Origin of the sequence: Mesorhizobium sp. M0159 (assembly GCF_040322295.1) — a bacterium.
GTDB lineage: Bacteria > Pseudomonadota > Alphaproteobacteria > Rhizobiales > Rhizobiaceae > Mesorhizobium.
The window spans coordinates 43,754-56,181 of sequence record NZ_JAMYTF010000009.1 but is presented as its reverse complement, the minus strand read 5'-3'; the positions used below and the strand labels follow the sequence as shown (position 1 = coordinate 56,181).

General features: G+C 62.2%; 14 protein-coding genes and 1 tRNA gene. 7 read left to right on the top strand and 8 right to left on the bottom strand.

The window, feature by feature from the left end:
• Nucleotides 1-11: 11 nt before the first annotated feature.
• Genes NKJ32_RS12290 through NKJ32_RS12280 form a run of 3 tightly spaced genes read right to left on the bottom strand, consistent with a single transcriptional unit; the run spans nt 12 to nt 1,705 of the window.
• Nucleotides 12-593 carry a cob(I)yrinic acid a,c-diamide adenosyltransferase gene (locus tag NKJ32_RS12290; protein ID WP_023677949.1) on the bottom strand — a complete coding sequence of 194 codons (582 nt, stop codon included), beginning with the start codon at nt 591-593 and terminating at the stop codon, nt 12-14.
• 29 nt (nt 594-622) lie between these two features.
• Nucleotides 623-814, bottom strand: coding sequence for a twin transmembrane helix small protein (locus tag NKJ32_RS12285; RefSeq protein ID WP_023677950.1), 192 nt, complete (start codon nt 812-814; stop codon nt 623-625).
• A gap of 24 nt (nt 815-838) precedes the next feature.
• A complete protein-coding gene (locus tag NKJ32_RS12280) occupies nt 839-1,705 on the bottom strand; it encodes an SDR family oxidoreductase (RefSeq protein WP_352827664.1) in 867 nt (288 codons plus the stop codon).
• 57 nt (nt 1,706-1,762) lie between these two features.
• On the opposite strand from NKJ32_RS12280, the gene NKJ32_RS12275 reads away from it, so the two are divergent.
• On the top strand, nt 1,763-2,617 hold the full coding sequence (locus NKJ32_RS12275) for a YihY/virulence factor BrkB family protein (RefSeq protein WP_031212039.1): 855 nt from the start codon (nt 1,763-1,765) through the stop codon (nt 2,615-2,617).
• Here NKJ32_RS12275 and NKJ32_RS12270 read toward each other — a convergent pair.
• Together NKJ32_RS12270 and gluQRS are read right to left on the bottom strand one after the other, a co-directional pair.
• A complete protein-coding gene (locus NKJ32_RS12270; RefSeq protein ID WP_352570546.1) occupies nt 2,584-3,474 on the bottom strand; it encodes a DMT family transporter in 891 nt (296 codons plus the stop codon). The genes NKJ32_RS12275 and NKJ32_RS12270 overlap by 34 nt on opposite strands.
• A 149-nt stretch (nt 3,475-3,623) precedes the next feature.
• A complete protein-coding gene (gluQRS, locus tag NKJ32_RS12265; RefSeq protein WP_352570545.1) occupies nt 3,624-4,499 on the bottom strand; it encodes a tRNA glutamyl-Q(34) synthetase GluQRS in 876 nt (291 codons plus the stop codon).
• A gap of 122 nt (nt 4,500-4,621) precedes the next feature.
• On the opposite strand from gluQRS, the gene NKJ32_RS12260 reads away from it, so the two are divergent.
• Together NKJ32_RS12260 and NKJ32_RS12255 are read left to right on the top strand one after the other, a co-directional pair.
• Nucleotides 4,622-5,263, top strand: coding sequence for a DNA-3-methyladenine glycosylase family protein (locus NKJ32_RS12260; protein ID WP_023677955.1), 642 nt, complete (start codon nt 4,622-4,624; stop codon nt 5,261-5,263).
• A 129-nt stretch (nt 5,264-5,392) separates the two neighbouring features.
• Nucleotides 5,393-5,950 (top strand): HNH endonuclease, encoded by a 558-nt coding sequence (locus NKJ32_RS12255; protein WP_023677956.1) that lies wholly within the window; start codon nt 5,393-5,395, stop codon nt 5,948-5,950.
• Nucleotides 5,951-6,101: 151 nt separating this feature from the next.
• Here the strand turns inward: NKJ32_RS12255 and NKJ32_RS12250 are convergent, their stop codons facing one another.
• Together NKJ32_RS12250 and NKJ32_RS12245 are read right to left on the bottom strand one after the other, a co-directional pair.
• On the bottom strand, nt 6,102-6,620 hold the full coding sequence (locus tag NKJ32_RS12250; protein WP_352570543.1) for a disulfide bond formation protein B: 519 nt from the start codon (nt 6,618-6,620) through the stop codon (nt 6,102-6,104).
• A 29-nt stretch (nt 6,621-6,649) separates the two neighbouring features.
• Entirely contained in the window at nt 6,650-7,237 is a 588-nt protein-coding gene (locus NKJ32_RS12245) for a YqaA family protein (RefSeq protein ID WP_352570542.1), read from the bottom strand.
• A 378-nt stretch (nt 7,238-7,615) separates the two neighbouring features.
• On the opposite strand from NKJ32_RS12245, the gene NKJ32_RS12240 reads away from it, so the two are divergent.
• The 3 genes from NKJ32_RS12240 (at nt 7,616) to NKJ32_RS12230 (ending at nt 10,618) form a co-directional block, all read left to right on the top strand.
• Complete coding sequence (locus NKJ32_RS12240) at nt 7,616-9,475, top strand: ABC transporter ATP-binding protein (protein WP_352570540.1); 1,860 nt, start codon at nt 7,616-7,618, stop codon at nt 9,473-9,475.
• A gap of 126 nt (nt 9,476-9,601) precedes the next feature.
• On the top strand, nt 9,602-10,375 hold the full coding sequence (locus NKJ32_RS12235) for a CPBP family glutamic-type intramembrane protease (protein ID WP_352570539.1): 774 nt from the start codon (nt 9,602-9,604) through the stop codon (nt 10,373-10,375).
• Nucleotides 10,376-10,533: 158 nt separating this feature from the next.
• Nucleotides 10,534-10,618, top strand: a tRNA-Leu gene (locus NKJ32_RS12230).
• A 378-nt stretch (nt 10,619-10,996) separates the two neighbouring features.
• Here the strand turns inward: NKJ32_RS12230 and NKJ32_RS12225 are convergent.
• The gene (locus NKJ32_RS12225) at nt 10,997-11,428 is read right to left on the bottom strand and encodes a winged helix-turn-helix transcriptional regulator (RefSeq protein WP_352827660.1); all 432 of its coding nucleotides are present in this window, start codon (nt 11,426-11,428) and stop codon (nt 10,997-10,999) included.
• 150 nt (nt 11,429-11,578) lie between these two features.
• On the opposite strand from NKJ32_RS12225, the gene NKJ32_RS12220 reads away from it, so the two are divergent.
• Nucleotides 11,579-12,397, top strand: a complete 819-nt coding sequence (locus NKJ32_RS12220; protein ID WP_352827657.1) for an antibiotic biosynthesis monooxygenase — start codon at nt 11,579-11,581, stop codon at nt 12,395-12,397.
• Nucleotides 12,398-12,428 lie beyond the last annotated feature (31 nt).

Sequence of the window (12,428 nt, the reverse complement as noted above, 5' to 3'; positions counted from 1 at the left end):
TTCCGGCGGATTCAGCGGTTCTTGCCGGGAACCCATAGCACGTCGGCATTTCCGTTGTCATTGACCGCGCGTGCGGCGACGAACAGAAAGTCCGAGACACGGTTGATGTATCTTATCGCCTCGCGGTTGACGTGCTCGTCCGGGTCTTGCGACAGCGCCACCATGATGCGCTCGGCGCGGCGGGCCACCGTGCGGGCGAGGTGAAGGGCAGCCGCTGCCGGCGTACCGCCGTTGAGCACGAAGGATTTGAGCGGCTCAAGGTCCTTGTTGAGGAGATCGATATCCTGTTCGATGCGGTCGGTCTGCGAGGCGATGATGCGCAACGGCTCGTAGTCGAGCGGCTTGCCATTATCGGGAACTGCCAGATCGGCGCCGAGGTCGAAAAGGTCGTTCTGGATGCGGCCGAGCATCGCATCGATCGCCGGATTTACTGCCGCGGTATGAATGCGGGCCATGCCGATGCAGGCATTGGCCTCGTCGACCGTGCCGTAGGCGTCGATGCGAAGGTCGGATTTCAGCCGCCGCTCGCCAGAGCCGAGGCCTGTGGTGCCATCGTCGCCAGTGCGGGTGTAGATCTTGTTGAGCTTGACCACGGGTTACCTCCCGGCTGGTGGCTGCTGCGTCACTTACGAGTGAAATACACCGCCAGCATGATCAGCACCAAGGCCACGAACTGCAACAGCACGCGCGTCTGCATCAGCTTGTTGGAGGTCATGCTGGAGCCGCCGCGCATCATGTTGATGAGGCCGCGGATCAGCACGATCACCACGGCGACCATGACGAGAACGGCGAGGATGTTGAAGACGGTTGCCATGGTGTGTTCCAGGTTGGATTGCGTTCAGGCGCGTTTGGCGAGCAGACGGTAGAGTACCGATGACGGCAGGATGCGTTTAAGGATCGCGCCGATCCTGGCCGGCACTGTTACCACATAATGCGGGTGTGGGCGCCGCGACAGAAGCGCATGGTGCAAGGCGGCATAAACCACCTCCGGCCCGGGCTTCAGCCGCGATGTGCTGCCGCCGGCCCGCAGCCGTTTGAGTTGCGCCGCATAGGCGAGGCGATGAACGGACTTCTCGTGATCGATATTCGCCAGGAACCACGCAAGGCTGTTGCTGGCGATCTTCGATTTCACCGGCCCGGGCTCGATCAGCGAAACATGGATTCCGCTGCCGAGGAGTTCTTGGTAGAGGGACAGCATCAGCCCTTCGATAGCGTGCTTCGATGCCGAGTAGGCGCCGCGAAAAGGCACCGGCGCCAGGCCGAGGATCGACGAGCAATGAACGAGACGACCATGGCCTTGGCGGCGCATCACCGGTACGACACGGCGAGTGAGGTCATGCCAGCCAAAGACATTGGCCTCGAACTGCTGCCGTAAAGCCTCGACCGGCAGGTCCTCGACGGCGCCGGGCTGTCCGTAGGCGCCATTGTTGAAGAGCGCATCGAGCCGGCCGCCGGTCCGTTCCAGCACCGACGCCACCAGCGCCTCGATCGATCCGGGCTCGGTGTAGTCCAGATAAAAGGCCTCGATGCCGTCGGCCTCGAGCGCAGCGATATCTTCAGGCTTTCGGGCCGTCGCGAACACCCGCCAGCCTTCCTTCTTAAGAGCATGGGCGCAATAGGCGCCTATACCGGAAGAGGCACCTGTGACAATGATGGTGCGCAACTCTTCACCGGGAGGAATGGTGGTTTGACCTAGGGTTGTCATTTACCGCAAACCCTTCCCATATTCGCGGCGTCGGGACAATCGAAGGGAACGCGGTTCTTGTTGCGGAAGATCGTAGCCCTCAAACGCGTCCTCTACGACGCGCTCGGCCATTTCAACACCGACGACGGCTGGGCAATGGCCAGCCATCTGGCGATCACCGCGCTGATGGCGCTTTTTCCTTTCCTGATCTTCGCCACGACGCTGGCGAGTTTTTTCGGCGCGCAGGCTTTCGCCGACACCGCCGTGCACCTTGTGTTCGACACATGGCCCGAGCAGATCGCCAAACCGATCGCGCGCGAGGTGCTCAACGTGCTTACCGTCCGGCGCAGTGACCTGTTGACCTACGGTATCGTGCTTGCCGGATATTTCGCCTCGAACGGCATCGAGGCGCTGCGCACCTCGCTCAACCGGGCCTATCGTGTCTCGGAAACGCGCGGCATCATCTATCGGCGGGTGCAGAGCATCATCTTCGTGCTGATCGCGACGGCCGGGTTTTTGGCCATCAGCGTGCTGCTGGTCTTCGCGCCATTGCTGGCACGGCTGGCCGAGTCGCATTTCGAATGGATAAAACCCTATATGGGCACGATCACGCTGTGGCGTTACGTCATCGCCTCTGTAGTCATCATCGGCGGCCTGTTCGCCGTGCATTTCTGGTTGCCGGCCGGCAAGCGCCGCCTCGTTTCGATCGTGCCTGGCATCATCTTCACGCTGGTCGGCTGGCTCATCGGGTCGACCATCTTCGCCGCCTATCTCGATCATTTCTCGTCCTATGTGACGACCTATGCCGGCCTCGCCTCGATCATGATCGCCGTCGTGTTCCTCTATATCGTCTCAGCGATCTTCATCCTCGGTGGCGAGCTCAACGCCGCGATCAGCCGCTATTTAGAGGCGCGTGCCCGCGTCGGCGGCTGAGCCGTCGCCAGCCCGACGCCGAGCGTCGCGATCGCCATGCCGGCGATCTGGAGCGGGCTCAAGTGCTCACCGAACAATGCCCAGGCGATGACCGCGGTGACAGCCGGGACGAGGTAAAACAGCGAGGCGACCTTCGACATTTCGCCGTCGCGGATCATCACCATCAACAGGAAGATGGCGCCGATCGACAGCACCAGCACGAGCCAGGCCATGGCGAAGATCAGTTCGCCGTTGACGAGGACCGTTCGGGTCTCGAAGGCGAGCGAGGCCAGAGCCATCACCGATGCGCCGCCGACATATTGCCAGAACGTGGCAGCCACCAGATCGCCGCCGGAAGCAAAGCGCTTCTGCCAGATGGTGCCGGCGCTCATGCCGAGTACCGAGACCAGCGAGGCGCCCAGTGTCTCGGCCGTCACGCCGCCGCCGAGCGCGCCGAGCTTCGGCCAGAGCACGATCACCACGCCGATCAACCCGAGGCCGAGACCGGCCCAGTGGCGCGGCAGGATGGCCTCGCCGAGAAGCCGGCCGGCGAGCACTGCCGTGATCAGCGGCTGCAGGCCGACGATCAGGGCTGAAAGTCCGGCGGGCATGCCCCGGTGGATTGCCCAGAACACGCCGCCGAGATAGATGCCATGCATCAGGATGCCGGCACCGGTCGCGTGCAGCGCCTCATCGCGGGTGGCGCGGCTCGAACCAAGTGCGGCCATCAAAGCGACAAGCAGGATTGCGGCCAGGACAAAGCGCGCGGCCAGGAACGTAAAGGGCTCCGCCCACGGCATGGCATAGCGCGCGCCGATGAAGCCGGTCGCCCACAGGACGACGAAAGAGGCGGGGATGAACCGCTTGAGGCTGTGCATTTCCGGAGGCCGCGATGAATTCGGGTGAGGGATCGACTGCGGCGACTGCTTAATGCCGTTCGGGCCGGCAAGCAAAACCAAACGGTTGATCCATAGAGTCATTTGAATTGAAGGAGCGCCGTTGATGGCCGCGAGCTCACCGGTCTAGTCTAGAGACCGACCAGCCGCTTGAGATCGGCGGGCGATGCGCCCGCCTTACGCTGGGCGGCAAGGCCGGTATTGCCAAGGCTCTTCGACAGTTTTCGTCCGTCCGGGCCGAGGATCAGGCGATGGTGAAAATAGGCCGGCTGCGGCAGGCCAAGCAGTTGCTGAAGCAGCCGCTGCACGCTGGCCGCGGAATAAAGGTCCTGGCCGCGCACGACATGGCTGACGCCCTGCAGCGCGTCGTCCATGGTGACGGCGAGGTGATAACTGGTCGGGATTTCGCGGCGCGCCACGACCACGTCGCCCCAATCCTGCGGATGGGCTTCGACACGACGCGTCGCGGAGAGCGTCTCGTCCGTGTATTCGGCCCATGACAGGTCCTTGCCGGCGCGCGCTATTGCAGCATCGACGTCCAGCCGCCAGGCAAATGGCACATTTTCGGCAACGCGCCGCTTGCGTTCGCTCGCCGTCAACGCCTTGTCGGCGGCGGGATAGAGCGGCACGCCGTCCGGGTCGCGCGGCCAGTCGCGGCCACGCTTCTCGCTGTCGGCGATGAAGGCGCGGATATCACTTCTGCTCATGAAGGCCGGGTAGACAAGTTCTTCCTTGATCAGCCGCTCGAGCATCGCCCGATATTCGGCAAAATGCTCGGACTGGCGGCGCACCGGTTCCTCCCAGCCAAGCCCCAGCCATTTCAGATCGCGAAAAATGCCTGCCTCGAATTCCGGCGTGCAGCGCGTCGTGTCGATATCCTCGATGCGCAGCAGCAGGCGTCCGCCCGCCGCCTTTGCCAATTTCTGATTGAGCAGCGCCGAATAGGCATGGCCGAGATGCAGTTCGCCGTTCGGGCTCGGCGCGAAGCGGAATGTCAGCAGTGTCATTGTCCGGCGGCAATCGGGTTGTGTGGCGCTTTCGCCAATTGCTACTTTGCGCCGGTGGCGTCGTGCGTCCAGAGGGACACGTGACGAAGCGTGCGGCACTTTTGATTTTGGAACAAGCAGACATGCAACGCATCGCCAGTCTCGACGACATTGCGCAAGGGCTGGATAGGCTATGCTTACTCGACCCACGCCTGGAAAAAGTGCGCGGCATGGCCGGCGAGGTGCCGCTCAGGCTGTCGGAGCCGGGGTTCAGGAGCCTTGCCTCGATCGTCGTTTCACAACAAGTGTCCCGCGCGAGCGCCGATGCCATCTTCGGCCGGCTGACGAGACTGCTCGATCCGCTGACGCCGCAGGCGATACTTGCCGCCGACGAGGCGATCTTTCGCGAGGCCGGGCTGTCGCGGCCCAAGCAGCGCGGCCTGGTTGCCGTCGCCCGGGCGGTGGCCGAGGGACTCGACCTCGATCACCTGTGCCGGCTCGATGCAAGCGAGGCGATCGCGGCCATGACCAAGGTGCCGGGCATCGGCTCGTGGACGGCTGAAGTCTACCTTTTGTTTGCCGCCGGACACCCAGATATCTTTCCGGCGCGCGACGTTGCATTGCAGAGCGCGGTCGGCCATGCACTCGGCATCGACCCGCGTCCGCCGGAGAAAATGCTGATCCGGCTTGCCGAATCATGGAGCCCGTGGCGCGGTGTCGCATCGCGGCTTTTCTGGGCTTATTATCGCGAATTGAAGGGCAGGGATGCCGCGCCTCCGGCCTGAATCCGCAAAAAAGCATTGAAATCATGCGTTTTTGAGACCCGGCATGATCGACAATCCGCTTCACATCCCTGTCATGTCGGGCTTACAGTATCCGCGTCGACCGGTTCTAGGGTGAAGGAGGTCAACGACGTGACGGTTGCCGTATCTCCGGATGGGCTTCCAGCGCTGGTGCTGAATGCGGATTACCGTCCGCTCAGCTATTACCCCCTGTCGCTCTGGTCCTGGCAGGATGCCATCAAGGCGGTGTTCCTCGAGAGGGTGAACATCGTCGCCGAATACGAACACGCCGTCTCTTCACCGACCTTTTCGATGAAGCTGCCGAGCGTCGTCAGCCTGAAGGCTTACGTGAAGCCGTCGAGGCATCCGGCGTTTACCCGTTTCAACGTCTTCCTGCGTGACCGTTTCCAATGCCAATATTGCGGCACGCCGGACGATCTGACGTTCGACCATGTCATTCCTCGCCATCGCGGCGGCGCCACGACCTGGGAGAATGTCGTCGCTGCCTGCTCGCCCTGCAATCTGAGGAAGGGCGGCATGATGCCGGCCCACGCCAAGATGTGGCCGCTGCAGAAGCCCTACCAGCCGACGGTGCATGATTTGCATAATAACGGCCGGCTGTTCCCGCCCAACCATCTACACGAAAGCTGGATGGATTATCTGTACTGGGATGTCGAACTCGAGCCATAGAGTTCGGCAGAAATCCGCCATACCGGTCGCCTGACGCAGCTTTCTGCGCTTCCGGTGCTCACGTACTTTAGTACGCTCCGCTCCGGTTCTCGAAAGCCACGTCATGCACTCCGGCCTGACGAATTTCTGGACGAACTCTGCGTTGTGCCGCTCAGTCGCGGGCGAAGGCGCTGCGGAAGGCTACGACTGCCAGGACAAAGCTGGCGATGGCGTTCCAGCCGGCCAGCGACAGGCCGAGGATGCGGAGCGCCGCCTTGTCGCAGGAGGGCGGGACGAATTTGTCGAGCGCATCGAGCACGCCCTTGCCGCCGGTGTCCACCGGCCCGGCGGCTGCAGTGCAATCGGTCGGGCCTGGCCACCACGCCCATTCGACGCCGGAGTGATAAACGCCGAGATAGACGCCGTAGAGCATCAGCAGGCCGCCAATAGCCAGCAGGCCACGGCTTACCCAGGCTGGCGCGTGAAGAGCCGACGCAAGCACCGCCAGCAGCATCAAGGGCACGCCGACGTAGTAAGGCGTGCGCTGCTCGAGGCAGAGCTTGCAGGGGATGTAGCCGCCGAGATACTGGAAGGCCAGCGCCGAGCCGACCGTGGCGGCCATGGCGACAGCGAGAAACAGGGCGGTGCGCAGCCGCTGGCGTCCGGTATCGGCATTCACGGTCGCTGTCATCGGACTCAGTCCATTCGGTTCGATGCCGTTCAGACGGCGTATTTGACGACGATATAGAGCAAAATCAGGGCAGCGGCGGCGGCGCCTGCAAGCTGGCCAAGGCGCTTTTCGATGAAGTGGCGGATCGGCTCGCCATAGCGGCGCAAGAGCCACGCGAGAAACAGGAAGCGAGCACCGCGCGCCACGATTGCCAGCACGATGAACAGCAGCAAGGGAACACCGATGACGCCCGACAGGATCGTCACAACCTTGATCGGCGGCAGATGGGCGAGGCCGGAGGTGACCAGCATCAGGATGATGAAGCCGACACCCGATGAGACGCGCATCGCTTCGAACTCGTCATATTTGCCATAAAATTCGAGGATCGGCCGCGCCACCGCATCATAGGCATAATGGCCGATGAACCAGCCGGCGATGCCGCCCAGCACCGAGGCGACGGTGGCGACCAGCGCGTAACGATAGGCGCGATCCGGCCGCGACAGCGCCATCGGCAGATAGAGGACGTCGGCCGGCACCAGGAACACCGAGCTCTCGACGAAGGCGATGAAGGCAAGCCACCATTCGGCCGATTTGCTCGCCGCCAGCGACAAGGTCCAGTCGTAAAGTCCGCGAAGCATCGGCACTCCTAATGCACGCCCAAACCAGAAGCGGTCTTGGGATCACGACATGTACAAACAAGACTTGGAAGCGCCCCGCATCAACCTCGTCGGACAAGGTGCGCTTCAATGACATGCGCCGCCTGTCTAGAAAGATTTTCCGCGCTGCACAATGGCAGCTGCTTCACGAAATCGAAAGGCTGAGGCTTGAGCGAGCCCAGATGTCGGGATTTGGCCAGTTGATTGACGAGCAAGCCATGGCGTCGAACACTTGCCTGCCTGAAGTGCGTCAAGGCAGTTTCCAATTACATCGTGGGTTTTCCGGCCGAACACGATCCGTGTTTAAATACCGGCGATTCCTGTCGCATCCTCTCTCCCTGCTTCGCCCTTTGCGCCGCCATGTCGTTGTCTGATTTCATTTATCGCGCCTTTGAGAAGCTCATCCGTCCGCTGGATATTCCACCCGCGCCGCTGCCTGCGAGCGGGCCGTTTGCGCTGCTCCTGCATTTTGCGCGGATGTTCCGCGGCACCCTTGCGGCCATTACCGTCCTGATGATGGCGGTCGAGGGGATCAACCTTGCGACGATTTGGGGGGCCTCGTTCGTCGTCGATGGGGTGAGCGCGAAGGGCGCGGCGGTTTTCCTGCAGGAGGACTGGCCGACGCTGGTCGTGCTCGGCGTGCTGGTTTTCCCCGTGCTGCCGTTGCTCATCTTCGTGGGCAATGCGCTGAACTCGCAGACGGTGGCCGTATGCATGCCGGCGGCGATGCAGTGGCAGGGCCACAAGGCGGTGGAACGTCAGGATCTTGCCTTCTTCCACGACCTCTTCGCAGGTCAGGTGGCGTCGCGCATTTCGCAAGTCGCATCCGCCGTGCAGCAGCAGATCGTCGTGGCCTTCTACAGAATACCGCTGTTTCTGGTGCAACTCGTCGGTTCGCTCGTTCTGCTTGGCGCGTTGTCCTGGCCGCTGGCGCTTCCGGTTTTCCTCTGGATCTCCGCCAACATCGCCATTGCGGTGGTGGCGGTACCCCAATATTCTAAGCGGTCGCGCCGCTCGGCGCGGGGGCGAAGCCTCGTGGTCGGCGCCATGACCGACCTCTACAGCAACATTCAGATGGTCAAGCTGTTTGCGGCGGAAGACAGCGAGGCGGGCGCGATGCGGACCGTGATGGAAAACGCCATCGAGACCCAGCAGCGCGAAAGGCGCATCTATCTGACGACCGATATGGGCGTCGTCCTGCTCAACGTTGCCCTCTTTCTCACCAACGTTGCCATAGGGCTCTGGGGATTTGTCGCCGGCTTCGTCACGGTTGGTCAGTTCGCCGCTTCGATCGCCATCGTGCAGCGGCTCAATGCCAACTCCCGTGCCTTCCTGCAGATGGGCCAGCAGATTTTCCAGGCGGTGGGCACGATCCGCGACGCAATGCTGGTCGTGACGACGCCGCCGACCATAAAAGACGCGCCGAACGCCAAGCCGCTCGACGTCACGGCCGGCGAAGTCGAGTTCAAGAACATCCAGTTCGAATACCGCGAGGGTCAACGGGTGATCGAAGACCTGTCGCTCACCGTGCGCGCCGGCGAGAAGGTCGGGCTCGTCGGCCTCTCCGGGGCCGGCAAGTCGACCCTTGTCAGCCTGCTCCTGAGGTTCTTCGAGCTGAAGGGCGGCGCGATCCTGATCGATGGGCAGGATCTCCGCAGCGTGACCCAGGCCAGCCTTCGGGAGAGCATCGGCGTCGTCACCCAGGACGTCTCACTGCTGAATCGCTCCGTCGGCGACAACATCCGTTATGGCCGGCCCGATGCCCCGCCGGAGGCGTTGGAGCGCGCCGCGATGCTGGCCGAGGCCGACGGCTTCATCGCCGATCTCAGAGATGGCGAAGGCCGCACCGGCTACGACGCTTTCGTCGGCGACCGCGGGGTAAAACTTTCCGGCGGCCAGCGTCAGCGCGTCGCGATCGCCCGGGTGTTGCTCAAGGACGCGCCAATCCTGGTTCTCGATGAGGCGACGTCCGCATTGGACAGCGAGGCCGAGGCGGCGGTCCAGGACAAGCTCGCTCTTCTGATGGAAGGCAAAACTGTGATCGCCATCGCCCATCGCCTGTCGACGATTGCCAGGATGGACCGGATCGTCGTCCTCGACAAAGGCCGCATCGTCGAGGAGGGAAAACCATCGGCGCTGCTGGAGCGCGACGGGCTCTATGCCCGACTGTGGAAGCTTCAGACCGGCGGCTATATTGCCGACGCCCTCGAGGAGATGTGAGCCGCCCTCGGTGATGATGTTTTGCTCATGGCCGGCTCGATACATTCTGCTTTCACTCCGGAAACCGGACTTGGCTGAACTCGTTTCCACCATAACGTTCGGAAGCCGATCCCAACTTCATCGATCATGAGCGAAGCCATAATCCCGAACTCCCGTGCCGCCATTCTCGAGCGGCGATCTGCCGGCGCGCTGACATGGTCCGGCCCCGCCCTGATGTTGTTCGCGCGGTCGGCTTTCGCTGTTGCCGCGCAGGGCCTGGTTGCGGCCGTGTACGCTGCGCACGGTTCGGCGACGCCCTGGCGCGACGCACGGGCTTGGCTGCCGGTATATGGCAGCTTGATCGACGCGGGCTGCCTTGGACTCCTTTGGTGCCTTGCGCGGCGCGAGGGCATCACGTTGCTCGATTTGGTCGGTTTCGATCGCAAACGCTTGGGGCGCGATCTGTTGTTGGGCGTTGCGCTCATCCTCCCGAGCCTCGTTTTCATCTACGCTGGGATCACCGCCAGCAGCCTGTTGGTCTATGGCAACCCTGACGCACCGCAAATATACGGACCTTTGCCGCTCTTGCCTGCGCTCTACGGGGTGCTGATCTTTCCGTTGGTCTGGGGCATTACGGAGCAGACCACCTATAACGGCTATCTTCTGCCGCGTTTCCAAGTCTTGTCGGGAAGCACGGGATTTGCCGTTGCCGTCGTAGCGTTTTCCTGGTCGTTTCAGCATGCGGTGATGCCGCTGACGTTCGACCCACACTTCATGCTCTACCGGCTCTTGGCACCCATCGCGCATTCGACATTCATCACCCTCGTGTACCTGCGCGTGCGCCGCATCCTGCCGCTGGCGACGGCGCATTGGCTCATGGATGGGGCGTCGGTATTCATCGGCATTCCGCTGTTGCGGTAGAAGGGTTCAAACGGGCTGAGATGCCCACTTTAGACCGAAGCCTCCGATCGACGAAATCGAAAGCCTGGGTTTGAGCTACATGGGGTCTCGGGAATTGGCCAGTTGACGAACAGGCCTCCAACCGTATAGTCCGCGCCCATCCAGGCCGCCCGGCCTGAGCCCCTATGGCGGAATTGGTAGACGCGCTCGACTCAAAATCGAGTTCCGCAAGGAGTGCTGGTTCGATCCCGGCTAGGGGCACCATTTCCTAAAATTCCCACGCCACTTCCTGTTAAATCCAATGGCGTGGGTGGGATCGTCCACGACGCTCTCGACGGCCACCGAATGGTTGCGTCTTGCCTGTTGCCGCAAGCTGCCCAAGCTTCCGCTGAACGGTGCGCGGACCAGCCCCAAGCGCAATCTGGCGTTCCTCACCGCACGCGATCAGGCGTGCCGCGGTCCCGCAAAAAGACGTTGCCGCAAAGTCGATCGCTGCCCGACGGACATGTTTCCTCCCGCGAACTACCCACCAGACCCGGCCCACAGATGCAACCTCGGGAGGTGAGATATGCGGTAACATTATGGCACGATGCGAAACAGCTTCGTCTTGGATCGTGCTGCGGGCCGGAGCCGCCGCCGTGCCTAGCGCAGGGCCGCCACGACGTCGGCGAAGTCGGCCCGCTTGCCATTGCCGGCGCGACGCAATTGCACCTCGACCGGCTTGCCGTCGGATTGGTCGCAGTAGACGATGGGTCCGGGCCGCACCCATTTGTCGCCCCACTCGGTCAGCGCGATAATGACCGTTTTGAATTCCAGCCCCTTCCGGGTCAGGACGTAGTCGGCCTGCTCGCCGGGGGCACCCGGGCGACGATCCATCAGGCCGGCCTCGACGAAATCCTCGAGGCGCTTGGCCAGGATGTTGGTGGCGATCCCCAGGCTCTTCTGGAATTGCGAAAAGCGCGTGCAGCCGCCGAATATCGCGTCGCGCAGGATCAACAGGCTCCAGCGCTCGCCGACCAGTTCCAGGGCGCGTGAGGCCGAGCAGTTTTGTTTTTCATAGAGACGACCAAGCATAGTGTGAACATACCCTATTGACTTGCATCATGCAAGTATGCATTGTGCTTGCATGATGCAAGCGACAGAGGTCGAGAGAGCGTCGCTCCACTTCATCGCCCGAGATTTCGGGTGTCCATCAACCAATCAGATCCAGACAGGAGATATGTTATGAAAAAGGAAGAAGATTACACGACGTCATTCGTCGTTAAGCAAAGCCCCGAAGAGGTTTTTGCCGCGGTTGTCAATCCGCGAGCCTGGTGGTCGGAAGATATAGATGGCGATACCAACAAGCTCGGTGCGATATTCTACTATCATTTCAAGGATATCCACCGCGGCACATTCAAGGTCACGGAGCTTGTGCCCGGCAAGAAGGTCGTCTGGCACGTCGTCCAGAACTACTTCAACTTCGTCAAGGATGCGACCGAGTGGACCGGCACGGACGTGGTCTTCGAGATCGCGCCGACCGATAAAGGGACCGAGCTGCGTTTCACCCATGTCGGGCTGAAGCCGAGCGAAGAATGCTACGACGTCTGCCATGACTCCTGGCGCTTCTATGTCGCGAGTCTTCGCGACCTGATTTCGACGGGCAAGGGGCAACCCAACAAGGGCGAAGAGAACGCCAACCCAACGGTCGTGCCGCAAAGTGAGGATACCCGCACTGCCGAGCGCAAGGCGGCAGGCGATGGCGCCGGGATGATCGTCATGACGACGGCAGCGGCGAAGCCCGGCATCGAAAGCAAGGTGCGGAATGCCCTGCGCGACGTGGCGGGGGCGGCCCGCAAGCAAAGCGGGTGCATCGACTATAGCGTCTTTCGCTCGGAGGCAGAGCCCCATGTTACCATCTGCGTCGAGCGCTGGGCATCGAAGCAGGAGCGCGACGCTTTTCTAAGCTCGGCGGACGCGAAGAATTTCGTTTCGGCCATAACCGGCGCCTTCCTGGAGCGGCCTTCGCCGATCTCTTACACGACGTTGGAAGTCGGGTCCTAGTTGCAAGGTTCGCCCGGCGACGGCGCCGGCT

Excerpts from the sequence above, each read along its gene's own strand:
- NKJ32_RS12285 (WP_023677950.1), bottom strand. The coding sequence starts at position 814 with ATGGCAACCGTCTTCAACATCCTCGCCGTTCTCGTCATGGTCGCCGTG.
- NKJ32_RS12250 (WP_352570543.1), bottom strand. The coding sequence starts at position 6,620 with ATGACAGCGACCGTGAATGCCGATACCGGACGCCAGCGGCTGCGCACC.
- NKJ32_RS12225 (WP_352827660.1), bottom strand. The coding sequence starts at position 11,428 with ATGCTTGGTCGTCTCTATGAAAAACAAAACTGCTCGGCCTCACGCGCC.
- gluQRS (WP_352570545.1), bottom strand. The coding sequence starts at position 4,499 with ATGACACTGCTGACATTCCGCTTCGCGCCGAGCCCGAACGGCGAACTG.
- NKJ32_RS12270 (WP_352570546.1), bottom strand. The coding sequence starts at position 3,474 with ATGCACAGCCTCAAGCGGTTCATCCCCGCCTCTTTCGTCGTCCTGTGG.
- NKJ32_RS12280 (WP_352827664.1), bottom strand. The coding sequence starts at position 1,705 with ATGACAACCCTAGGTCAAACCACCATTCCTCCCGGTGAAGAGTTGCGC.
- NKJ32_RS12220 (WP_352827657.1), top strand. The coding sequence starts at position 11,579 with ATGAAAAAGGAAGAAGATTACACGACGTCATTCGTCGTTAAGCAAAGC.
- NKJ32_RS12260 (WP_023677955.1), top strand. The coding sequence starts at position 4,622 with ATGCAACGCATCGCCAGTCTCGACGACATTGCGCAAGGGCTGGATAGG.
- NKJ32_RS12245 (WP_352570542.1), bottom strand. The coding sequence starts at position 7,237 with ATGCTTCGCGGACTTTACGACTGGACCTTGTCGCTGGCGGCGAGCAAA.
- NKJ32_RS12235 (WP_352570539.1), top strand. The coding sequence starts at position 9,602 with ATGAGCGAAGCCATAATCCCGAACTCCCGTGCCGCCATTCTCGAGCGG.
- NKJ32_RS12240 (WP_352570540.1), top strand. The coding sequence starts at position 7,616 with ATGTCGTTGTCTGATTTCATTTATCGCGCCTTTGAGAAGCTCATCCGT.